The following is a 22,910-nucleotide window of genomic DNA, read 5'->3' on the forward strand; positions in this document are numbered from 1 at the left end:
CCGGAAAACAGCGATGCATGCCAGAAACAACAATCTGCCCGCTAGCATTCTTGCTTCCATCCGAAATCACAGGAAGCGCATAGAACTGGCTCATGTCAGTCCGATGTCACGGCCCGAAGGCACGCTGATCGCGTCCTACAATGTCCATAAATGCGTGGGCAACGACAGACGCTTCGACCCTGATCGCACAAGCCGCGTCATCCATGAAATCGACGCGGACGTCATAGCGCTTCAGGAGGCGGATACGCGGTTCGGCGAGCGGACGGGCATTCTCGATCTGCCGCGACTGGAGAGGGAGAGCGGGTTGGTGCCCGTGCCGATCAGCGGCGTGAACAAGGCGCATGGCTGGCACGGCAATGTGGTGCTGTTCAAGAAGGGGCTGGTACGAGACGTTCACCAGATCAAGCTTCCCGGCCTGGAGCCGCGCGGTGCGCTCGTCGCGGAACTCGATCTCGAGCGGGGTGGCGCGCTGCGGATCATCGCCGCGCACTTCGGCCTTCTCAGGCATTCGAGAGCGCAGCAGGCGAAAGTGTTGCTCGAACTCATGGCGGATAAGTCCGACATGCCGACCATCCTGCTCGGCGACCTGAACGAATGGCGGCTGGGGGACCGCTCGTCGCTTCACTCGTTCCAGTCGATCTTCGGTCCGCAGCCGCTCGCCGTGCCGAGCTTTCCAGCGCGTTTGCCGGTGCTTGCGCTCGATCGCATCATGGCAAACCGCAAGGGCGTGCTGACCACGGTCGAGGCCCACGATACGCCATTGTCGCGCGTCGCCTCCGATCATCTGCCGATCAAGGCCTTCGTCAATCTGCAGGAAGACGCCAAGTCCGCCTGACACGGGCGGCGCTGTAACCGCGCCCGGTTTACCATAGGCGCCTCGCGCATCTTGACACAGCTTCCAGTCGTGAGAGGGTCTGCGCGGATCGGCACAGGGCCGGCACGGAGAGGTCTGGGAATGCGAAGCGCACGCCATCATGGAGATACGGCCGGCCGGCCGGTAGCGGCGGCACTGCGTATTGCTGCGGCCGTTTCCCTGTTTTCGCTCTGTCTTGCGGTTCCCTCACTTGCAGCTGACGAACCCGTACAGACGGAGGCGTCGAGAGCACAGGTCGCGAAGCTCCTGGACAAGATGGGCGAGCATTATGCCAAGGCCAGTACGCTCTCCGAACGTCGCGATGCTTTCGAACAGTTGATGCAAAAGACACCGGGCCCGTCACGCGTACAGATCAGGGAAGTCGACGCCGGTGGCGTCGGCGCCGAATTGATATGGCCGGCGCGGCTTCATTATTCGCTCGGCAAGCGCGCCATCCTCTATGTCCATGGCGGTGGTTTCTATAGCGGCTCGCTGGATACACATCGCGCGTCGGCCGCGTCCTTTGCAAAAGCGGCATCGGCGGACGTGCTGCTGATCGATTATCGGCTGGCGCCGGAATATCCCTATCCCTCGCAGATCGACGACACGTTGACCGCTTATCTCTGGCTGCTCGATTCCGGATATGAGAGCGGCAACATCGTCATGCTCGGCGATTCCGTCGGGGGCAACCTCGCGATCGAGGCGGTGCTGCGGCAGATCAAGCTACGCGGGCCGCCACCTGCTGCCGTTATCACCATCAGCGCCGTGACCGATCTTGCGGCCACCGGCGCATCGATCAAGGCGAACGCCATCAATGATCCGTTCGGCAATGCATTGCAGATCGAGGCGGCGCGCAAGGCCTATCTCGGAGATCGCTCGCCCACCGACCCGCGCGTATCGCCGCTCTATGCCGACATGACCGGCTTTCCGCCGCTGTTGATGCAGGTCGGCTCCAGGGAGATCTCGCTCGACGACACGTTGCGTCTTGCCGACAAGGCCAAGCAGGCCGGTGTCGATGTGACGACCGAGGTGCTGCCGGGGATGATCCACCAATGGCAGTTGTTCCCCTTCTGGCTCGACGACGCCCGCAAATCCAACCAGCGTGCCGCCGAATTCGCGCTCCAGCATTTCGCAGACCAGCCGCGTCAGTAGCGAGCGTTTCGACCGCCGCCTATAGAGCCGCTGCCGAAGCCGCCTTGCGGCTTGCGTGGTGCGCCCGCTTCTGTTCGTACATCGCCAGATCAGCGCGCCGAACCATCGCCTCCATCGTCTCTCCGTCTTCGCTCGTAGCAAGACCGACCGAAATATCGAGCGGAGCATTGGAGTAAAACTGGTTGTTGATCTTCAGCAGTTCCTGAATGGTCTCGAGCATCGCCTGAGCCGCCTGCCGATCGGCGCCGGGCATCAGTACCGCGAACTCGTCTCCGCCCACACGGGCAGCGTGGTTCGGCATGGAAACGGCGCCGTTCAGCACCTCGCCGAGACGGCGTAGCAGCGCGTCGCCGGCGTCGTGGCCGCGCTGGTCATTGGCGATCTTCAGTCCGTCGAGGTCGATGATCAAGGCCGATACCGGCCGCAGCGATTTGCGCTGCAAGCGGTTGAGCTCATCCATGTAGAAGGCGCGATTGTGTAGCTTGGTCAGCACGTCGTGCTTGCCGAGATATTCGAGATAGGCCTCGGCCTTCTTGCGCGCGGTGATATCGGTCAGGGCGACCTGTACGCGTGACCAGTCTTTCTCATGGCCGGGAAATACCGAGAATTGCAGCAGCACGTGGCGCTCGGAGCCATCGAGCGCGTAGTTTATGACCTCGCGCTGGTGAAACAGATTGCCGTTCCAAAGCTCGATCAGCTGCTCGCGAAAGGTCTTTTCCATGTCGTCGCGGAAGATGTTCGCGATGCCGTGGAGGAGGGTGGTGCGATCCGGCGCACCGAAGAGATCGAGCGTTGCCTTGTTGACCTCGATCACGCTGATCTCGCTCATGCACTGCACGACGAACTCCGGGTGAACATCTGTAAATACGAGGAAATCCACGATGCCGCGATTGCGCACGTCTTCAATCAAAGCTTTAACGCGGCTGAAATCCTCGATCCAGAGCGATACCGGGGAGTGCTCGAAAATGCCCTCGGCATAGAGGCGATTTTCCTGTTCGGCGCGCCGCGCGGTCTCGCGCGCGGTCACGTCCTCGGTGGTGATCAGCACGCGCTCCAGCGTCTTCTCAAAGCCAGGCAGGACCGAACCGCGCAGTTGGATATCGAGGCGTCGGCCCGAGAGTGTATAGTTCACCGCGCTGCCGTCGAACTCAAGGCGTCCGTCCCAGAGGGAAGCGAGTTCGTTGACATGGCTCTCCAGCATCTCGTCCCGGAATATGGAGGAGAGATTGGCGGTGAGGTGTTCCTGGCTTTCGGCTTCGAAGAGATCGAGCGTCTTCTGGTTGATGCGCAATATCCGGATGCGCTGCGAGCAGGCCGCGACGCGGTTCACATCCTCTTTCAGGAAGCTATTGATGTCGGTCACACCAGCCTGCCGCCAGACCTCGAACTGCGCCGCAACCCCGCTGAAATCCTCGATCCACATGGCGATCGGCGCCAGATCAAAAATGTCGAGGTCGGAAGCAATACTTGTCATGGCGGCGGTCTTTCGATGCGATCAGCTTGCAAACCATCGCAGCGCGGCGATAGCCCACTCATCCTTAGCGCTCAATTCTAAAGCCGAGCTTGACGAGAACAGCGATAATGCAGGGGCAGAGCGCATTTTCACGTGGGCTGCCGTCAACGCCGCGCCCCGGCATATAAGCAAAAAGAACGGCAGTGCGCCGTTCTTTTTGTATTGGTTCGCTCTCTGGCCATCCTCAGGCAGACCTGAAGAGCTTCCAGCGGGTCGGCCGAAACGCAATGCCGCTCTGGTCAATGGCCCCTGCTGCCGCCGGCGGCAGTTCAGCCTCGATCGGCGGATGGCCTTGCCCGATGTCGATCTCCACGTGACGCGTTCCGGCAACGCGGCGGCTGCTGGTCACGACACCGGCAATGCCTTCGGCGCCATTGCGGATCTCGATATCGTGCGGACGGAAGTAGAGGCTCGCCTCACCGTCGGCCTCGCCCTCGGCGCGGATGCCGAGCGAGCGCCCGTCGAACCAGATTTCGCCATTGGAAATCTTGACCTTCAGACAGTTCGATTGGCCGACGAAGCCGAAGACGAAGGGGGAGTTCGGGTGATCGTAGACATCATCGGGCGTGCCGACCTGCTCGATCGCGCCCTGGCTCATAACCACGACCCGGTCGGCGAGTTCCATCGCCTCGTCCTGGTCGTGGGTGACGAAGATGGTCGTGTGCCCCGTCCGGTCGTGGATCTCGCGCAGCCACTTGCGCAGATCCTTGCGGACCTGCGCGTCGAGCGCGCCGAACGGCTCGTCGAGCAGAAGCACGTTCGGCTCCACCGCCATGGCGCGCGCCAGCGCCACGCGCTGCCGCTGGCCGCCGGAGAGCTGCGCGGGATAGCGCTTTTCGAGGCCGGGGAGCTGGACGAGATCAAGCAATTCCAGCGCTCTGCGGCGTATTTCGTCCTTCGGAGGACGGCGCGAGGAATGGCGAACCTTCAGGCCGAAGGCGACGTTGTCGAGCACCGTCATGTGGCGAAACAGGGCGTAATGCTGGAACACGAAGCCGATATTGCGCTCCTGCACACTCTTGCGAGACGCGTCTTCGTCGCCGAAGTAGATCAGGCCCTCGGTCGGGCTTTCGAGCCCGGCGATCAGGCGCAAGAGCGTCGTCTTGCCGGAGCCCGACGGACCAAGCAGCGCGATCAGTTCGCCGGAGCGAATATCGAGCGACACGTCATGCAGAGCCGGAAACCGATCGAATTCCTTGCGTAGGTTTTGAACACGAACTTCCATTCTAATTCCTCAGTGCCGCCGGCTCGCGGCGATTTCATCGCTGTATCGCATTTCCAGCAAGGTCTTCAAAACAAGGGTGACGAGCGCGAGCAGTGCAAGCAGTGTGGCAACGGCGAAAGCCCCGGTGAAATTATACTCGTTGTAGAGGATTTCCACTTGCAGCGGCATGGTGTTGGTCTGGCCGCGAATGTGGCCGGAAACCACCGAGACGGCGCCGAACTCGCCCATCGCACGGGCGTTGCAAAGCAGAACGCCGTAGAGCAGCCCCCATTTGATGTTCGGCAGGGTCACGTGCCAGAAGGTCTGCCAGCCGCTGGCCCCAAGCGAGATCGCTGCCTCTTCATCACCGGTCCCCTGTTCCTGCATGAGCGGGATGAGCTCGCGGGCGACGAAGGGGAAGGTGACGAACATGGTTGCCAGGATCAATCCTGGAACTGCGAAGAGAATCTTGATGCTGTGGGCGCTCAGCCACTGCCCGAGATAGGTGTTGGCGCCGAGCAGTAGCACGAACACCAGACCCGATATGACCGGCGAGACCGAGAAGGGCAGGTCGATCAGCGTTGTCAGGAAGGCCTTGCCCTTGAACTCGAACTTGGCGATCGCCCAGGCGGCCGCCACGCCGAACACGACGTTCAATGGCACGCTGATACCAGCGACGATCAGGGTCAGCCGGATCGCGGAAAAGGTCTCCGCATCCTGCAAAGCCGTGAAGAAGGCGGTCGGCCCCTTTCGGAAGGCTTCGACGAACACCGCTGTGAGCGGCAGGATCAAGATCAACGTCAGGAACACCAGCGAGGCGACGATCAGCGTCCACCGCGCCCACCGATGCTCGGTGACGACGGATCGCACTTTCGCCGCGGGAGCGTGGATCTCATGCGCCATTGCCATACCTCCGTCTGCTCCAGCTCTGGATGAGGTTGATCACGAGAAGCTTCGCGAAGGACAGCACCAGCATGACGGCCGCGATGCCGGTGGCGGCCGCGTAGTTATATTCTTCCAGCTTGATGACGATCAGCAGCGGGGCGATCTCCGATTTGAACGGCAGGTTGCCGGCGATGAAGATGACCGATCCGTATTCACCGACGCCTCGTGCAAAGGCCAGCGCGAAGCCCGTGAGAACCGCAGGCGCCAGGCCGGGCAACAGAACACGGGTGATCGTCTGCAGACGGTTCGCGCCGAGCGTGGCGGCGGCCTCCTCGACCTCCTTGTCGATCTCCTCCATGACTGGCTGCACTGTGCGCACGACAAAAGGCAGGCCGACGAAGACCAGCGCCACGACGATCCCAACAGGCGTGAAGGCGATCTTGATGCCGAGCGGCGTCAGGAACTGACCAAGCCAGCCGTTGGGCGCATAGAGTGTCGCAAGCGCGATGCCGGCGACGGCGGTCGGCAGCGCGAAGGGCAGGTCGACCATGGCGTCGATGATGCGCTTGCCGGGAAAGCGGTAACGCACCAGCACCCAGGCGAGCACGATGCCGAAGACGACGTTGACGCAGGCAGCCGCGAATGCGGTGCCGAAACTGATCCGCAGGGCGTTTACCGTGCGCGCGTCAATGGCGATCGACCAGAATTTCTCCCAGCCGAGTTCGCTCGAACGCCATGCGAGGCCCGAGAGTGGGATGAGGATAAGAAGGGTGAGCCAGATCAAGGTAAAGCCGAGTGCCATTCCAAATCCTGGAATGACACTCGGCCGCCCGAACCGCCACCGCGTGGGGCTATGTGCTCTCATACGATGTATTATTGTGCCGGCTTGTAGATTTGGTCAAACACGCCGCCATCGCCGAAGAATTTCGGCTGCGCTTCCTTCCATCCGCCGAAATCGTCGATCGTTGCAAGCGTCAGCTTCGGGAAGCGGGCGATATCGGCAGGGTCGGCTGCTTCAGGCTTGATCGGGCGGTAATAGTGCTTGGCTGCGATCTTCTGACCCTCGTCGGAATAGAGGTAGTTCAGATAGGCCTCGGCGACCTTGCGCGTGCCCTTCTTGTCGACATTGCCATCGACCACGGCGACCGGCGGGTCTGCGCGGATCGAGAAGCTCGGGGTTACGATCTCGAACTGATCGGGGCCGAGTTCTTCGAGCGAGAGATAGGCTTCGTTTTCCCACGCAAGAAGCACGTCGCCCAGTCCGCGCTGGACGAAGGTGGTGGTGGCGCCGCGTGCACCGGTGTCGAGAACGGGAACGTGCTGCAGCAGGCTCGTCACATAGGCCTGCGCCTTCGCCTCATCGCCGCCGTTTGCCTGCTTGGCCCAAGCCCAGGCAGCCAGGAAGTTCCAGCGCGCACCGCCCGAGGTCTTCGGGTTCGGCGTGATCACCTGGACGTCGTCCTTCACGAGGTCGGCCCAGTCCTTGATGCCCTTCGGATTGCCCTTGCGCACCAGGAACACGATGGTGGAGGTGTAAGGCGTCGAGTTGTTGGGAAGTTTGCTCTTCCAGTCAGCCGGGATCTTGCCGGTCTTCTGGGCGATCGCGTCGATGTCGCCTTCGAGAGCGAGCGTCACGACATCGGCGTCGAGACCATCGATGACCGATCGCGCCTGGGCGCCGGAACCGCCATGCGAAGCCTGGATCGCCACTGTCTCGCCGGTGTCCTTCTGCCACTTTTGTGCGAAGGCGGCATTGAAATCCTTATAGAGTTCCCGTGTCGGATCGTAGGATACGTTGAGAAGCGTCTGGTCGGCAAAAGCTGGTGCGACAGCGCCGATGGCGAAACTGCCTGCCAGAACCGCGGCCGCGAGAAGCCGGGTAATCCGTTGTGCGTGCATGGGAACCTCCTTCGTTTGTGATCCAAACTCTACCAAGTTGGTCGTATAATGAAACGAAGATTGTTTCTGTTCCATGCGGCGGTTTCGGAATGACGTGCCATTTCGTCCGCCGATTTGAAATGATTGTGCTGTCGAACCTGCACCACGGGTGGCTGCGATTTGACTCTCGCAATCAGGAATGGCCACGTTTCTAAAGCGACCTGCAAGCGGACGCGGGCATTCCATCGCTTGATGAGCAAAAGCTTTCGCGGTGGAATTGAAATCCGTCTTATTCGGCGACTATAGTCCGCCGACGCCGCGCTCGACTCGCGCGCGGGGAGGCAAGGGAAGGAATACGCAAATGACCAAAGTCCGCGCACTGGTGCTGGAGCGCCAGCATGAACTCGCGATCCGCGAAATCGATCTGCCGATGGAAACCGGGCCGGGCGAGGTCAAGATCAAGATACACACGGTCGGCGTCTGCGGCTCCGACGTTCACTATTACACGCACGGCAAGATCGGCCCCTTCGTCGTCAACGAACCAATGGTGCTCGGGCACGAGGCGGCAGGCACCGTCGTCGAAGTCGGCGCCGGCGTCACGCATCTCAAGGTCGGCGATCGCGTCTGCATGGAGCCGGGCATTCCCGATTCGAATTCGAAGGCAAGCCGGCTCGGCATGTATAACGTCGATCCCGCTGTCAGCTTCTGGGCAACGCCGCCCGTTCACGGCGTGCTCACGCCCGAAGTCGTGCACCCCGCCAACTATACGTTCAAGCTGCCTGACAATGTGAGCTTTGCGGAAGGTGCCATGGTCGAGCCTTTCGCCGTCGGCATGCAGGCCGCCACCAAGGCGAAGATCGCGCCCGGCGACACCGCCGTCGTGCTCGGTGCCGGTCCTATCGGCACCATGGTCGCCATCGCCGCACTCGCCGGCGGTTGCGCCCGCGCGATCGTGGCCGATCTCGCCCAGCCGAAGCTCGATATCGCCGCCCAGTATCAGGGCGTCATCCCGGTGAATATCCGCGAAACGAACCTCGCCGAGGAAGTCTCGCGGTTGACGGACGGTTGGGGCGCCGACGTGATCTTCGAATGCTCCGGTTCGCCGAAGGCCTGGGAAACGATCATGGATCTGGTGCGTCCTGGTGGCGTCATCGTTGCTGTCGGCCTGCCTGTCAACCCAATCGGTTTCGACGTCTCGACTGCTTCGACCAAGGAAATCCGCATCGAAACGGTGTTCCGCTACGCGCATCAGTATGAGCGGTCGATTGCACTGCTCGGCTCCGGTCGCGTTGATCTGAAGCCTCTGATTTCCGAGACCTTCGGCTTCGAAGAATCGATCAAGGCTTTCGACCGCGCCGTCGAAGCGCGGCCGAGCGACGTGAAGCTGCAGATCGTGATGGACTAGGCGCCTGCCGGTTAGCTCGCGCTAGCCGACACTTTTCTGAAAGCTCTTCTGAAGACAAGGGCCGCGCCAGCCACGATGGCCGCGGCCCCGAGCCCGATGAAAAGGTGATGATGCAGCGGCAGACGACCGAGGATCTGTTCGATCCCGTGTCCGAAGAGATAGCCGAGCACCGTAAACAGCTGTCCCCATACAAGCGCCGCGATCGCGTTCAGCATCACGAATTTGCCGGTCGAGATTCGCGTCGTGCCGATCACGATCGGGCTGATCGTGCGGAGGCCGACGAGAAAGCGGAACGCCAGGATGAAACCTGTCGGGTAGCGCTCTAAGAGGGACGTGACCTGCGCCAGCGTCGGCGTCTCCATCAGCCGGCGGACGACATGCCAGCGGGCAGCGTAGCGGCCGGCGAAGAACCACATCTGGTCTCCGGCGAATGAACCCGCCGACGCCATCAGCGAGGCCGACCAATAGGTGAGCAGCCCGCGATGGGAGAGGATGCCGCCGAGGAAGGCCGCGGTCTCTCCTTCGAATGCGGTGCCCAGGAAGATCGCGACAATCCCATAGTGTTCGATCAGATGTTCTATGGACACGATTGATCCCTCAGCGTTTTGGCCTGCCGCCGTGAAGGCTACACGCTCTTGAGGTCGCCAAGCAATGTCGGGATCAATTCGGACACTGTCGGGTGGATCGGCAAGGCCCATTTCAGCTCGGGATAGGTCGTCCCGGCGTTCATCGCATCGATGAAGCCATGGATCGCCTCATCGCCCTCTATACCGAGGATCGCGGCGCCCAGGATCTGCTTGGTTTGCGCGTCGGCGATCACCTTCATGAAGCCCTTCGTCTCGCCCCGCTCCTTGGCGCGGCCGACTTTGGTCATCGGTCGGGTCGACATCATGATCTCGTGGCCCGATGCGCGCGCCTGCTTTTCCGACATGCCGACGCGGCCGAGCGGCGGGTCGATATAAAGCGCATAGGCGAGGATGCGGTCGCTGAGCTTGCGATCCTCGCCGTCGAGCAGGTTGGCGGCCACGATCTCGAAGTCGTTGTAGGACGTGTGCGTGAAGGCGCCGTGGCCATTGCAGTCCCCCAGCGCCCAAATGCCCTCGACATTGGTCGCCAGCTTGTCGTCAACGCTGATGTAGCCACGCTTGTCGATGGCGACACCGGCGCGATCGAGGCCGAGATCATCCGTGTTCGGCACACGGCCGGTTGCGATCAGCACATGGCTCGCTGTGATCTCGGCGATGCCATCGGCGACCGTGACCTCTATCCCATCCGCTCCGTTCTTGAACGCGATGCGGTCCGCGCCGGTATGGATGGCAATTCCTTCTGCCCGCAGAATATCGGCGATCGCGTCCGAGATATCCTCATCCTCCCGCGAGGCGAGCTTGGGGCCGCGCTCGACGACCGTTACCTCCGCACCGAAGCGGCGATACATCTGGGCGAACTCAAGGCCGATATAGCTTCCGCCAATGACCACCAGATGCCGGGGCAGCGTGTCCAGCGCAATGATCGATGTGCTGGTCAGATAGTCGATGTCGTCGATGCCGAGCATATCGGGAATGGCCGGTCGCGCGCCGACGTTGAGATAGATGCGCGGCGCGGTCAGCAGTTCGCCGTTGACCATGACGGTCCGTTCGTTTTCGAAGCGCGCATGACCGTAGATTACGGTGACGCCGCCCGTGCCCGCGAACCAGCTGATCAGGCCGTTGCGGGCCTCCATGGTTACCGTCTCGGCCCGCTTGCGGACGATCGCCATGTCGATCCCGATCGCGCCCGGGATCGTCACACCGTAGCCGCCGGCATTGCGGGCCACATAGGCGGCGCGGGCGCTGGCGACGAGGGTCTTGGTTGGCATGCAGCCGGCGTTGACGCATGTGCCGCCGAGATATTTGCGCTCGATCAGCGCGACCTTCATGCCCTTCTCCGCCATCCGGGCGGCGAGGAAGGGGCCGGATTGACCGGCACCGACAACGATGGCGTCGAAGTTGCGCATCAGACCGACGCCACGATCAGGATGGCGCCGACAATGGCGACCGCGTCCTCGAGAATGGCGGCCGGCGGGTCCCTCCGAAACGCGCTTGCCAATTTAGCGCGCGCCGCAGCACCGCCGAGCGTGCCCGCGACCGCGCCGAGAATGCCGGCGATGAGCCCTGGTATCAATGATCCGCCGGCAGCACCGATCGTGGCGCCTGATAGCGCGCCCATGATCAGCCGCGCACCGAACTGCATCGGCACTTTTCTTGAAGGCGTGGACGGCAACTGATCCGTCACCAGTTCGACCAGCGCCAGCAGCGTGAAAATCCATGGGGTCCAGCGGTAGCCCATGAAGGCGAGCGGTGTTTGAGACACATCGAACCATCCGAGCGCCGCGCCCCAGGCAACGGCTGCCGGCGCAGTCAGCGCGCGCAGCCCAGCGACGATGCCAATCAGAAATGCGAGAAACAGAAGCATGCGCAATCCCCCATCGCAGCGCAGGCTATCCCCGCGACGAGTGAAAGCTGGCACATTGTCGGGTCCGTTGCAATTTGGCGGCGAAGAATTCTCGATCAGTTTGAGAACGCCGCTATTCCCGTTATGGCGCGGCCGAGGATCAGCGCGTGAATGTCGTGCGTGCCCTCATAGGTGTTGACCACTTCGAGGTTGACGAGATGGCGGGCGACGCCGAACTCATCGGAGATGCCGTTGCCTCCAAGCATGTCGCGCGCCATTCGGGCGATATCGAGCGCCTTGCCGCAGGAATTGCGCTTCAAAATCGAGGTGAGTTCGACCGGCGGGTGGCCGTCTTCCTTCATGCGGCCGAGACGCAGGCAACCCTGCAGCCCGAGCGTGATCTCGGTCGCCATGTCGGCGAGCTTCCTCTGGATCAACTGATTGGCTGCAAGCGGCCGGTCGAATTGCTTGCGGTCGAGCGTGTATTGCCGCGCCCGCGCATAGCAATCCTCGGCGGCGCCGAGCGCGCCCCAGGCGATCCCGAAACGGGCGGAGTTGAGGCACGTAAACGGGCCTTTGAGGCCGGAAACGTTGGGCAACAGGTTCTCTTCCGGCACGAAGACGCCATCCATCACCACTTCGCCGGTGATCGAGGCACGCAGGCCGATCTTGCCGTGAATCGCGGGCGCCGTCAGGCCCTTCCATCCCTTTTCTAGGATGAAGCCCCGGATCACGCCATCCTCTGTCTTTGCCCAGACCACGAAGACATCGGCGATCGGCGCATTGGAGATCCACGTCTTGGCGCCGGATAGGCTATAGCCGCCGTCGACCTTTTTTGCGCGCGTCGCCATCGATCCAGGATCGGAGCCATGGTTCGGCTCGGTGAGGCCGAAGCAGCCGATCCATTCGCCGGTGGCGAGCTTCGGCAGATATTTCTGCTTCTGCGCTTCCGATCCGAACGCGTCGATCGGCACCATCACCAGCGAGGACTGGACGCTCATCATGGAGCGGTAGCCGCTGTCGACCCGCTCGACCTCGCGGGCGATCAAGCCGTAGGCTACGTATCCGAGGCCCGCGCCGCCATATTCGGGCGATATCGCCGGGCCGAGGAGGCCGAGTTCGCCCATTTCGCGAAAGATGCTTGGATCGGTTTTCTCATGGCGGAAGGCTTCGAGCACACGCGGCGCAAGCTTTTCCTGCGCATAGGAATGCGCGGTATCGAGCACCATGCGCTCTTCATCCGTCAATTGCTCGACGAGCCGGAACGGATCGGACCAGTCGAAACTCTCGCGGGTGTGCTGCATGGTTCATCCTCCTCGATCCATCGGCATGTCGCGGACCCTATTGGGATACTGCCGGGGCGAGGGAGCGTCAACACGCGGCGGTCCCCGTCGCTCTCGACTGCGCGCGATGATGACATAGCTATCATTTCATGGGCCCTCAAATGGGATCGTCTGAATGATGGGAGCAGGGCATGACAAAAATCGCGTTTATCGGCCTCGGCAATATGGGTGGGCCAATGGCGGCAAATCTGGTCAAGGCAGGGCACAAGGTTGCGGGCTTCGATTTGGTGCCGGTGTTGCTTGAAGCTGCCGTGGCGACCGGCGTTCAGCCGGCAAGCGATATCTCTCAGGCCGTCAGCGGTGCCGACGTCGTTGTGACCATGCTTCCGCAGGGCAAGCACGTCCTGACGGCGTGGACGGATATTCTCGGCGCCATTCCCTCGGGAACGCTTGTCATCGACTGCTCGACGATCGACGTCGACAGCGCGCGCAAGGCACATGAAATGGCAAAGGCGGCTGATTGCCCGTCGCTTGATGCGCCGGTCTCCGGCGGAACGAGTGGTGCGGCGGCCGGAACGCTGACCTTCATGGCGGGAGGAACGCCGGAGAGCTTTGCCAGGGCCAAACCCATACTCGAAGGGATGGGTCGGAAGATCGTGCATTGCGGAGAGGCAGGCGCAGGGCAGGCGGCGAAGATCTGCAACAACATGATCCTCGGCATATCGATGATCGGCGTCTGCGAGGCCTTCGCGCTGGGCGAAAAGCTCGGCCTCGCGCACCAGGCCCTGTTCGATGTCGCCTCGACATCATCCGGCCAATGCTGGTCGATCAACACATACTGTCCGGTTCCCGGCCCGGTGCCGACATCTCCCGCCAACAACGATTACAAACCGGGCTTCGCGGCCGCCTTGATGCTGAAGGACCTCCGCCTGTCGCAGGAGGCAGCGCTCGCAACGGGTGCCTCGACGCCGCTTGGCGCCGAAGCCGCGCAGCTGTTTGCGCTCTTTGAAAAGCAGGGCAATGGCGGCCGCGATTTCTCGGCGATCATCGAGATGCTGCGAGGCTGAGGTCTTGTTACGGAAGGCGCAGGTTCGTGCCGCCGACCCAGGCAGTTGCGATGTTGGGTTTCGAGGCGGTGTTAATGATCTTTTGCAGGATTTGCTCGCCGCTATCGAATTCGTCAAATAAGCGCACCGATCCCTTCGGCGCCTTGGTGTCGATAACGATCGCATCGAACAGATAGCCGGGCTTGAACTGGCCGATCGGCAGATCGAGCGCCACGCCTCCGCCTGCCGTCGCGATATAGAAGGCATCGCGAAAATCGATCTGGGCAGGCCCGTAGCTGGCACGCGATTCGGCATCGCGCTTGGGATCGACACCGCCTTCAAGCGCGCGCGACATCAGGATCGCGCCGCGACAATTCTCGAGCATGGAGGCGCTCGGCCCGCCGGAGATATCCGTGCCAAGACCGACATGCATGCCCTTGTCGAGCGCGGCCTTGAGCGGGAAGACGGCGTTGGCGAAATAAACGTTGGATAGCGGGCAGTGGGCGACAGCCGCTTCGCGCTCCCGCACCTTGTCCATGTCGTCATCCGTCAGGAAGTTGGCGTGCGCCAGAACCGTGCGGCGGCCGAGTAGGCCGAAGCGATCGAGCGCTTCCGTATCGGTCACGCCATATCGCGACAGCACATAGCCATGCGCCCAATCGCTCTCCGAACAGTGGGTTTGCACATGGCAGCCGCATTGCTTGGCGAGAGCACCCAACCCCTCAAGCGTCGCGTCGGTGCAGGATGGCACGAAGCGTGGCGTGATGACGGGGAGCACCCGCTTTTCGCCATTCTCGGGGTGGGTATTGATGTAATCGATCAGCGCCCGCGTGCCTTCGATCCCGGCTGCCGGCGTTGCGTCGCGATAATAGTCCGGGCACTCGTCGGCATTGTCCATCGCCACCTTGCCGATCAGCGCTCGCTGGCCCTTCTCCAGGCAGATGTCTGCGAGCGAGCGCGTTGCATCCTGGTGCACGGTGGCGAAATAGAGCGCCGTGGTCGTTCCATTGGCGAGGAGGTCGTCGACGAGCAGGCCGTAGCTGCGCTTTGCAAAGGCGAGGTCTTCGTAGCGGGCTTCCAGTGGGAAGGTGTACTTCTGCAGCCAGACTTCGAGCGGCACATCGAGCGCGCTGCCAAGCTGGGGATATTGCGGCGCATGGACGTGAAGATCGACGAAACCCGGAAGGAGATAAGAGCCTACAGGCAACGTGACCAGTTCGCCGCCTTCCTCGCGCGCCTCGCGAATAGTCCGGTAGTTCGGATCGCTCGGCCGATGCATGGCGGCGATCGTGCCATCCGCGCCGATATCGATCAGCACCTCGTCCAGGATATCGATCTTTCCGCGCTCCGGTGCGTGAAATCCGGAGGCGCAGAGCGTTTTATTCCGCAAGTCCAATGCTGTATTCCAATTCAATCAATGCGTCAGTATCCGAGCACACATATGCGCGAATTTAAATCTATAGCGAATAGTCAGCGGGTCCATCGCCGGAGCCCTGCGTTTTTACGGTGGCTGCCGTGCAATGATGGGACGCTCGGTCGTCCGGCAGCCGTCGCCGCGATTATCAGACGCGAGTGGACCGCTCGGCATGCTGAAGCAACCACGCCCTGACCTTGGCGACGGATTGGGCTTGCCTCGGCTTGCGGAGCGAGACGACGTAGAAATCCGACTGCGCGCGCATCGTTTGCGCAAATGCCGGCACCAGCCGCCCGGCGGCAATATCCTCGTTGACAAAGACCGCGCTTGCCAGCGCGATACCCTGGCCGGCAAGCGCAGCCTCGATGGCGTGGGATGTCTGATTGAAACGAACGCCCTTCGAGGCGGCGACCGGCCTCGCACCCGCGATCGTGGCGATAAACTCCGGCCACTGATTGTGGGTGTCGTGGAGCAACATGAAACGCGCGAGATCGGCGGGGTCGAGCGGTCCGGTTGCTGGCATCAGCGCCGGGCTGCAGACCGGGACAAGCTCCTGCTCGAAAAGCAGATCAGCCTCCAGCGAGGCTGGGAAGGGCGGCCGCGCTAGCCTAACGGCGATATCCACGTCATCAGACTGGAAGTTCGCGACACGTTCGCTGGCGAGAATGCGCATATCGAGATCAGGGTGCGCGGCCAGGAAATCCGGTAGCCTCGGGATCAGCCATTTCGATGCAAAAGTCGGCGTGACACTGATCGTCAGCCGCAGCGGCTCCGGTCTCAAGGTCGCGGTCGCATCGGAGATCAGTTCGAAGGCACGCCGGATGCTCTCGGCATAACCGCGTCCGGCTTCGGTCAAGGCAAGTTTGCGTGGCAGGCGCTCGAATAGGCCAAGGTTCAGTTCCTTCTCCAGCCCACGAACCTGCTGGGCCACCGCCGCCTGGGTGACGCTCAGTTCTTCGGCTGCGGCGCGAAAGTTGAGATGGCGGGCGGCGACCTCGAAGGCGCGGAGGCCATTTAGCGGCGGAAGGCGAAAAAACGGGTCGTTCATGCGATAGATTTTCTACTGATTGATGCCAATCGAATTGGCGCGAAGCGATGCTTTCCTAATGGTATCATATGGCATCAAGGCTGAAAACAAGCGCGATGCGCAAGAGAAACGACGAAAGGGTGGATGCCATGACAGTAGAAAAAGTGGCGCTGGTGACGGCGGGTGGCAGCGGCATGGGGGCGGATGCCGCCAAGCGTCTCGCGGCCGATGGCTTCAAGCTCGCCATCCTCTCGTCATCGGGCAAGGGCGAGGCGCTGGCCAAGGAACTCGGTGGCGTCGGCGTCACGGGCTCGAACCAGTCGAACGACGACATCAAGCGCCTTGTGGATCTCGCCATGCAGGCCTGGGGTCGCATCGATGTGCTCGTCAATAGCGCCGGGCACGGCCCGCGCGCGCCGATCCTCGATATCACCGACGAGGACTGGCACAAGGGCATGGACGTCTACCTGATGAACGTCATCCGCCCGACCCGGATCGTGACGCCGATCATGCAGGCACAGAGGTCTGGCGCGATCGTCAATATCTCGACCGCCTGGGCTTTCGAGCCGTCGGCGATGTTCCCGACGTCAGCGGTCTTCCGCGCCGGTCTCGCCTCCTTCACCAAGATCTTCGCCGACACTTATGCTGCAGACAATATCCGCATGAACAACGTCCTGCCGGGCTGGATCGACAGCCTGCCGGCAACCGACGAGCGTCGCGAATCGGTACCGATGAAGCGCTATGGCACGAGCGAAGAGATCGCGGCGACTGTCGCGTTTCTGGCGTCAGAAGGTGCGGGCTATATCACCGGGCAGAATATCAAGGTGGACGGCGGGCTTGGCCGATCGGTTTGATCGCAGAACCAATGTGTGCCAAATCAAGCGGCTTTTGATGGCCGCTTGATAAACGTCACGTCGCAGGCTTTCGATAGAGGATATCTATCGAAATATTTTTCTTTATCTATTTCATTTATCGCCAGCCCCTGTTTATGTTGCGCTGCGAAAGCGGGTTTTCGCTTCGCAGCAATTTCACAGGAGCCTTCATGTCCCTTATCAATACATCCATTAAGCCCTTCAAGGCGCAGGCCTTCAAGCAGGGCAAATTCATTGACGTGACCGATGCCGACACCAAGGGCAAGTGGGCGGTATTCTTCTTCTATCCGGCTGACTTTACCTTCGTTTGCCCGACGGAACTCGGCGATGTCGCCGATCACTATGCCGAGCTGCAGCGCCTTGATGTCGAGGTCTATTCGGTCTCGACCGACACGCACTTCACCCACAAGGCCTGGCACGACAGCTCCGAGACGATCGGCAAGATCCAGTACACGATGATCGGCGACCCGACGGGCACGATCAGCCGCAACTTCGAAGTCATGCGCGAAGGCGAAGGCCTTGCCGACCGCGGCACCTTCGTCGTCGATCCCGATGGCGTCATCCAGGCGATGGAAGTCACCGCCGAAGGTATCGGCCGTAACGCCGTAGACCTTCTGCGTCGCATCAAGGCTGCACAGTATGTGCGCGCACATCCGGGTGAAGTTTGCCCGGCCAAGTGGGAAGAGGGCGAAAAGACGCTCGCTCCGTCGCTGCACCTCGTCGGCAAGATCTGACGTTCAAATGATAAGCCGCCTTCCGGTCCAGACTGGAGGGCGGCACCCAATACCATATTCAGCGCCCCAACGCGGCGCGGCCATCCATTTTTAGCGGAGTGTCCCATGCTCGACGACAATCTGAAATCCCAGTTGAAGGGCTATCTGGAACGGGTCGTTCGCCCGATCGCGATCACCGCTTCGGTCAATGACAGTGCCAAGTCGAAAGAGATGTCGGAGCTTCTCGCCGAACTGGTCGCGCTTTCCGACAAGATCTCGGTCGTGGAAACCCGCGATGACGGCGAGCGTGCGCCCTCCTTTGCGCTGACCAGCCCAGGCCACGACATCAACCTGCGTTTCGCCGGCATTCCGATGGGCCATGAGTTTACCTCGCTTGTGCTGGCTCTGCTGCAGGTCGGCGGCCACCCGCCGCGCACCGAGCAGGCAATCATCGATCAGATCAAGGATCTCGACGGCGATTTCCTCTTCGAAACCTATTTCTCGCTGACCTGCCAGAATTGCCCAGACGTCGTGCAGGCTCTGAACCTGATGGCCGTTTTGAACCCGCGCGTGAAGCATGTGGCGATCGATGGCGGCTTATTCCCGGCCGAGGTTCAAAACCGCCAGGTCATGTCTGTGCCGACGGTCTATCTCAACGGCCAGCTGTTCGGTCAGGGCCGAATGGAAGTCGAGGAGATCGTTTCCAAGCTCGACACCAACTCGGCTGCACGCGCTGCGGAAAAGCTGAATGGCCGCGAAGCCTATGACGTGCTCGTCATCGGCGGTGGCCCCGCTGGTGCAGCCGCTGCGATCTACGCCGCGCGCAAGGGCATCCGTACCGGCGTTGCAGCAGAGCGCTTCGGCGGTCAGGTCCTCGACACGATGGCGATCGAGAACTTCATCTCCGTGCAGCACACCGAGGGTCCGCAGTTCGCAGCCTCGCTGGAAGCGCATGTGAAGCAATACGACGTCGATGTCATGAACCTGCAGCGCGCTGAGAAGCTCGTTCCCGGCAAGGATATGATCGCGGTCGAGCTCGCCAATGGCGCGACGCTGCGCTCGAAGACGGTTATCCTGTCCACCGGCGCTCGCTGGCGGCAGATGGGTGTTCCCGGCGAGGACCAGTATCGCAACAAGGGTGTTGCCTATTGCCCGCACTGCGATGGCCCGCTGTTCAAGGGCAAGCGCGTTGCCGTCATCGGCGGTGGCAATTCCGGCCTTGAAGCGGCAATCGATCTTGCCAACATCGTCAGCCACGTGACGCTGATCGAATTCGACAACAAGCTGCGTGCCGATGACGTCCTGCAGCGCAAGCTGCGCAGCCTTCCCAACGTCGATATCCTGCTTTCCGCCAAGACGGCGGAAGTGCTGGGCGATGGCCAGAAGGTGACCGGTCTCGTCTACGAAAACCGCGTTGCCGGTCAGCGCCACACGCTCGATCTGGAAGGCATCTTCGTCCAGATCGGCCTGCTTCCGAACACCGAATGGCTGAAGGGCGCCATCGAACTGTCGCCGCGCGGCGAGATCATCGTCGATCATCACGGCCAGACGTCGGTTCCCGGTGTATTCGCCGCCGGCGATTGCACCACGGTGCCTTACAAGCAGATCGTGATTGCGCTCGGTGAGGGCGCAAAGGCGTCGCTTGCGGCCTTCGATCATCTGATCCGCACGTCTAGCCCGGACGAGGACGCCGTGAAGGCGGCCTGAGGCTGATCGACACGGTTCTGGAATGACGCTTCGCGAGCTGGAATACCTGATTGCCTTGGCGGATCACCGGCATTTTGGCCGGGCCGCCGAGGCGTGTTTGGTTAGCCAGCCGACGCTGTCAACCCAGATCAGGAAGCTTGAAGAGACGCTAGGCGCTCCCCTGATCGAACGCACGCCGCGCACGGTCATGCTGACAGCGTTCGGCGAGGATACCGTCGAGCGGGCAAGGCGTATCATGCGGGAGGTCGCCGAGATCAGGTCGTCGGCCTTGCGCAGCCTCAACCCTGAGGTAGGCACCCTGCGTCTCGGCATCTTCCCGACGCTCGCACCCTATTTCCTGCCGCATGCGGTGCCGCGCATCCACAGGCAGTTCCCGCGGCGGGAGACGCTGCTGATCGAGGAAAAGAGTGATGCACTCCTGGCGCGGCTCAGAAGCGGCAATCTCGACGCCGCGATCCTCGCTCTTCCCGTCAACGACGATCACCTGAAGTCAGAGTTTCTCTTCGAGGAAGACTTTCTGCTTGCCGTTCCCGCCGCGCATCCGCTGGCAAGGCGGCAGTCCCTGGTGCTCGGAGATCTCAACCGCTACGACCTCATGCTGCTGGAAGAGGGACACTGCCTTCGCGACCAGGCGCTCGATGTGTGCCGCCTGTCGGGTGCAAGCGAGCGCACCTCGTTTCGCGCCACCAGCCTGGAGACGCTGCGCCAGATGGTCGGCGCCAATGTGGGGATCACGCTTCTGCCGGAGCTCGCCGCGCTGCATCCGGCGTCGGGCGATATAAGGCTGCTGCGTTTCGAAGGCATATCGCCGAACCGGCGGATCGGCATTTGCTGGCGTACGGGTTCGGCGATGGGCGCTTTTCTGGAGACTATCGCCGGTCTCCTGCGGGAGGTGGCCCAGGAGCTGCTTGCCGACATCAGGCGCTCGCCAGCCGGTTAAGCTGACTTTACTTCCATTCCCACAGGAGCTTGGTCGAGAACGGCCGAGCGCCGATCAGGAGCTCGGGTTGCGTCAGCTTGGCCTCGAAGGTCGCGGCATCAGCGTCGCCATTCAGCCCGACAAAGAGCATCTTCATCGAAGCGCCGCGCGGCTGGCCCTTCTTCCGGTAGGCAAACTGGACCGCGCAGGTGGGATATTCCCATCCCGCTGTCAGCGTCTCCGCGAACGCTTCCTCGCCGAGCCCGTTCGCATGGCCCGTCGACGCCAGGAACTGGCCTAGTCCGAAGAAGCCGGAAAACACCCGGTACGCCGTCTCCTGCGACATCTGCGTACCCTGTCCGCTTGCCGTGTCGCGACGGTAAAACAGGCTGTCTACCTGGCCCTGCTTGCGGCTCATGGCGTAGCTGATCAGGTTTTTCTGCGCCAGCAGCTCCATCGTCAGATCGTAGGTCTGATAGCTGCCGGGATCGGTGTGCAGATCGTCGATACGTGCCTTCAGATCGACAACATAGTCACGATAAAATGCGGCGCTCATCGGCGTTTCCTCATGGCTTTTGGCGCGTGGTAACAGAAACCATAGAAATTCCAAGGGGGTCGGCGGTCTGCGCGGCAAGGGCGGCATGTCGCAAATCTGCGACAGAAGCTGCGCGTCACGCGCATAGCGCATAGCTGTTCTGCAGAATTGTGCCTATGATTTGAGCGCGCTTGCTGTATAAACAAATCATCGAAGCGATGCACCTCCTCCCGCAGAGCTTTGAGTTGCAGGTGGCCTTATCCTCCTCCCAAGGGCGCCTGTGGGAATGACAGCACTCCTCCTCCCAGCTGTCATTCGGTTATTTTCGAAAAGCCTGTCGCACCTCCTCCCGCGGCAGGCTTTTTCGATTCTGGCCCACGCGTTCTTCAGCTTTCAGTTTTCGGATCAGACGGTAGCGCCAGCGCGCAAACCATTCGGCTTGCGCGCCTTTCCATCGACAAGTGTCAGCTGATGCCGCCGAGGCAGACATATTTGATCTCGGTGAACTCCTCGATGCCGTATCGCGAGCCTTCGCGGCCGAGACCTGAGAGCTTCACGCCACCGAACGGCGCTTCCGCCGTCGAGATCAGGCCCGTATTAACGCCGACCATCCCGTATTCCAGCGCCTCGGCCACGCGGAACACGCGCGCGAGATCCTTGGCGTAGAAATAGGAGGCGAGGCCGAATTCGGTGTCGTTGGCCTGTTCGATCACATCCGCCTCGTCCTTGAAGCGGAAGAGGGGAGCAAGCGGGCCGAACGTCTCTTCGCGCGCGACCGCCATATCCTTGGTGACGTTGGCGAGAACGGTGGCCTCATAGAACGTGCCGCCCAGCGCATGCGGCTTGCCGCCCTGGATGATGTTGGCACCCTTGGCCAATGCATCGGCGACATGCTCCTCAACCTTCTCAAGCGCCGGTTTGTCGATCAGCGGTCCGAGGATCACGCCCTCGTCGAAGCCGTTGCCGGTCTTGAGCTTGCCGACCGCTTCCGCGAGCTTCTTCGAGAAGGCGTTGTAGACGCCGTCCTGCACATAGAGCCTGTTGGCGCAGACGCAGGTCTGGCCGTTGTTGCGGAACTTGGCGATCAGGGCTCCCTCGACAGCCGCATCGAGATCGGCATCGTCGAAGACGATGAACGGCGCATTGCCGCCGAGCTCGAGCCCGAGCTTCTTGATCGTCGGCGCGCTCTGCTTGTAGAGCTCGGCGCCGATTTCGGTAGAGCCGGTGAAGGTGAGTTTGCGTACGGTCGGGTTCGACGTCATCTCCGCGCCGATCGCGGCGGCAGAGCCTGTTAGCACCGAGAAAAGCCCGGCCGGCAGGCCGGCGCGCTCGGCAAGCAGGGCGATTGCGATCGCCGAGAACGGTGTCTGCGATGCCGGCTTCAGCACCATGGCGCAACCAGCCGCAAGCGCCGGCCCTGCCTTGCGGGTGATCATCGCATTGGGGAAATTCCAGGGCGTGATCGCCGCGACCACGCCAATCGGCTGCTTCATCACCATGATGCGCTTGTCCGGCTGGTGGCCCGGTATCAGGTCGCCATAGATGCGCCGGGCTTCCTCCGCGAACCATTCGATGAAGCTTGCGCCGTAGACGATCTCGCCGGTGGCTTCCGCAACCGGCTTGCCCTGTTCGAGCGTCAAGATGCGCCCGAGGTCGTCCTTGTTCTCGATCATCAGATCGAACCACTTGCGCAGGATGCCAGCACGCTCCTTGGCGGTGCGGGCGGCCCAGCCCTTCTGCGCAACGCGCGCGGCCTCGATCGCCACCTTCGTCTCGGCGCCGCCGAGCTTGGGAACGCGGCCAATGATCTCTCCGGTGGCCGGATTATTCACCTCGATCGCATTGGCGGGATCGGCATCGATCCATTCTCCGCCAACAAGAGCGGCCCGGCGAAAAAGGGAAGGGTCTTTCAGCTGCATCGCATTCATCCTGTTTGACAAGTTGCCCGCATTGACGCCGGCACTGATCGGGTCAGCGTCTTTCTGGTGTCCAGGATAAAGTGGTGTCCCGTCCGGCAAGATCAAATTGGCCGAATTGCCGCAGCGTTGCAACTGGAGCCATTGCCAGCATCCTC

The 22,910-nt window shown here is 61.8% G+C and carries 21 protein-coding genes; 8 read left to right on the plus strand and 13 right to left on the minus strand.

What is annotated here, in order from left to right; genetic code table 11:
- Nucleotides 1-13 precede the first annotated feature (13 nt).
- Nucleotides 14-835 (plus strand): endonuclease/exonuclease/phosphatase family protein, encoded by an 822-nt coding sequence (locus tag ACIQUB_RS21260; RefSeq protein WP_402931860.1) that lies wholly within the window; start codon nucleotides 14-16, stop codon nucleotides 833-835.
- A 120-nt stretch (nucleotides 836-955) separates the two neighbouring features.
- On the plus strand, nucleotides 956-2,005 hold the full coding sequence (locus tag ACIQUB_RS21265) for an alpha/beta hydrolase (RefSeq protein WP_402931862.1): 1,050 nt from the start codon (nucleotides 956-958) through the stop codon (nucleotides 2,003-2,005).
- A gap of 19 nt (nucleotides 2,006-2,024) precedes the next feature.
- Here ACIQUB_RS21265 and ACIQUB_RS21270 read toward each other — a convergent pair whose 3' ends face one another.
- From ACIQUB_RS21270 to ACIQUB_RS21290, 5 genes are all read right to left on the minus strand, one after another.
- Nucleotides 2,025-3,479, minus strand: coding sequence for a diguanylate cyclase domain-containing protein (locus ACIQUB_RS21270; protein WP_402931864.1), 1,455 nt, complete (start codon nucleotides 3,477-3,479; stop codon nucleotides 2,025-2,027).
- 223 nt (nucleotides 3,480-3,702) lie between these two features.
- Entirely contained in the window at nucleotides 3,703-4,743 is a 1,041-nt protein-coding gene (locus tag ACIQUB_RS21275) for a sulfate/molybdate ABC transporter ATP-binding protein (protein ID WP_402931865.1), read from the minus strand.
- Nucleotides 4,744-4,752: 9 nt separating this feature from the next.
- A complete protein-coding gene (gene cysW, locus ACIQUB_RS21280; protein WP_402931867.1) occupies nucleotides 4,753-5,625 on the minus strand; it encodes a sulfate ABC transporter permease subunit CysW in 873 nt (290 codons plus the stop codon).
- The gene (gene cysT, locus ACIQUB_RS21285; RefSeq protein ID WP_402931869.1) at nucleotides 5,615-6,472 is read right to left on the minus strand and encodes a sulfate ABC transporter permease subunit CysT; all 858 of its coding nucleotides are present in this window, start codon (nucleotides 6,470-6,472) and stop codon (nucleotides 5,615-5,617) included. Before cysT ends, cysW begins: the two co-directional genes overlap by 11 nt.
- 8 nt (nucleotides 6,473-6,480) lie before the next feature.
- Nucleotides 6,481-7,506 (minus strand): sulfate ABC transporter substrate-binding protein, encoded by a 1,026-nt coding sequence (locus ACIQUB_RS21290; RefSeq protein ID WP_402931871.1) that lies wholly within the window; start codon nucleotides 7,504-7,506, stop codon nucleotides 6,481-6,483.
- A 340-nt stretch (nucleotides 7,507-7,846) separates the two neighbouring features.
- Here ACIQUB_RS21290 and ACIQUB_RS21295 point away from each other — a divergent pair, with 340 nt between their 5' ends.
- Entirely contained in the window at nucleotides 7,847-8,890 is a 1,044-nt protein-coding gene (locus tag ACIQUB_RS21295) for an NAD(P)-dependent alcohol dehydrogenase (protein WP_402931873.1), read from the plus strand.
- Between the two features lie 11 nt (nucleotides 8,891-8,901).
- Here the strand turns inward: ACIQUB_RS21295 and ACIQUB_RS21300 are convergent, their stop codons facing one another.
- From ACIQUB_RS21300 to ACIQUB_RS21315, 4 genes are all read right to left on the minus strand, one after another.
- Nucleotides 8,902-9,477, minus strand: a complete 576-nt coding sequence (locus tag ACIQUB_RS21300; protein ID WP_402931874.1) for a DedA family protein — start codon at nucleotides 9,475-9,477, stop codon at nucleotides 8,902-8,904.
- A 38-nt stretch (nucleotides 9,478-9,515) separates the two neighbouring features.
- A complete protein-coding gene (locus ACIQUB_RS21305) occupies nucleotides 9,516-10,883 on the minus strand; it encodes an FAD-containing oxidoreductase (protein ID WP_402931875.1) in 1,368 nt (455 codons plus the stop codon).
- A complete protein-coding gene (locus ACIQUB_RS21310; protein ID WP_402931877.1) occupies nucleotides 10,883-11,341 on the minus strand; it encodes a DUF4126 family protein in 459 nt (152 codons plus the stop codon). Before ACIQUB_RS21310 ends, ACIQUB_RS21305 begins: the two co-directional genes overlap by 1 nt.
- Nucleotides 11,342-11,436: 95 nt before the next feature.
- Nucleotides 11,437-12,624, minus strand: coding sequence for an acyl-CoA dehydrogenase (locus tag ACIQUB_RS21315; RefSeq protein ID WP_402931879.1), 1,188 nt, complete (start codon nucleotides 12,622-12,624; stop codon nucleotides 11,437-11,439).
- Nucleotides 12,625-12,794: 170 nt separating this feature from the next.
- On the opposite strand from ACIQUB_RS21315, the gene mmsB reads away from it, so the two are divergent.
- Nucleotides 12,795-13,670 (plus strand): 3-hydroxyisobutyrate dehydrogenase, encoded by an 876-nt coding sequence (mmsB, locus tag ACIQUB_RS21320; RefSeq protein ID WP_402931881.1) that lies wholly within the window; start codon nucleotides 12,795-12,797, stop codon nucleotides 13,668-13,670.
- A 7-nt stretch (nucleotides 13,671-13,677) separates the two neighbouring features.
- On the opposite strand, the gene guaD is transcribed toward mmsB, so the two are convergent.
- Nucleotides 13,678-15,045, minus strand: coding sequence for a guanine deaminase (gene guaD, locus ACIQUB_RS21325; protein WP_402931883.1), 1,368 nt, complete (start codon nucleotides 15,043-15,045; stop codon nucleotides 13,678-13,680).
- Between the two features lie 166 nt (nucleotides 15,046-15,211).
- On the minus strand, nucleotides 15,212-16,111 hold the full coding sequence (gcvA, locus tag ACIQUB_RS21330) for a transcriptional regulator GcvA (RefSeq protein ID WP_402931884.1): 900 nt from the start codon (nucleotides 16,109-16,111) through the stop codon (nucleotides 15,212-15,214).
- 128 nt (nucleotides 16,112-16,239) lie between these two features.
- Here gcvA and ACIQUB_RS21335 point away from each other — a divergent pair, with 128 nt between their 5' ends.
- From ACIQUB_RS21335 to ACIQUB_RS21350, 4 genes are all read left to right on the plus strand, one after another.
- Nucleotides 16,240-16,944: an SDR family oxidoreductase gene (locus tag ACIQUB_RS21335; protein WP_402931886.1), complete on the plus strand. Its 705-nt coding sequence runs from the start codon at nucleotides 16,240-16,242 to the stop codon at nucleotides 16,942-16,944.
- Nucleotides 16,945-17,132: 188 nt separating this feature from the next.
- Complete coding sequence (ahpC, locus tag ACIQUB_RS21340) at nucleotides 17,133-17,696, plus strand: alkyl hydroperoxide reductase subunit C (protein ID WP_402931888.1); 564 nt, start codon at nucleotides 17,133-17,135, stop codon at nucleotides 17,694-17,696.
- 105 nt (nucleotides 17,697-17,801) lie between these two features.
- The gene (ahpF, locus tag ACIQUB_RS21345; RefSeq protein WP_402931890.1) at nucleotides 17,802-19,382 is read left to right on the plus strand and encodes an alkyl hydroperoxide reductase subunit F; all 1,581 of its coding nucleotides are present in this window, start codon (nucleotides 17,802-17,804) and stop codon (nucleotides 19,380-19,382) included.
- 22 nt (nucleotides 19,383-19,404) lie between these two features.
- A complete protein-coding gene (locus ACIQUB_RS21350) occupies nucleotides 19,405-20,322 on the plus strand; it encodes a LysR substrate-binding domain-containing protein (protein ID WP_402931892.1) in 918 nt (305 codons plus the stop codon).
- A 7-nt stretch (nucleotides 20,323-20,329) separates the two neighbouring features.
- On the opposite strand, the gene ACIQUB_RS21355 is transcribed toward ACIQUB_RS21350, so the two are convergent.
- Both ACIQUB_RS21355 and gabD read right to left on the minus strand, forming a co-directional pair.
- On the minus strand, nucleotides 20,330-20,857 hold the full coding sequence (locus ACIQUB_RS21355) for a hypothetical protein (RefSeq protein ID WP_402931894.1): 528 nt from the start codon (nucleotides 20,855-20,857) through the stop codon (nucleotides 20,330-20,332).
- 443 nt (nucleotides 20,858-21,300) lie between these two features.
- Complete coding sequence (gene gabD / locus ACIQUB_RS21360) at nucleotides 21,301-22,755, minus strand: NADP-dependent succinate-semialdehyde dehydrogenase (RefSeq protein WP_402931896.1); 1,455 nt, start codon at nucleotides 22,753-22,755, stop codon at nucleotides 21,301-21,303.
- Between the last annotated feature and the right edge of the window lie 155 nt (nucleotides 22,756-22,910).

The organism is Rhizobium sp. NPDC090275 (assembly GCF_044772225.1).
GTDB lineage: Bacteria > Pseudomonadota > Alphaproteobacteria > Rhizobiales > Rhizobiaceae > Rhizobium.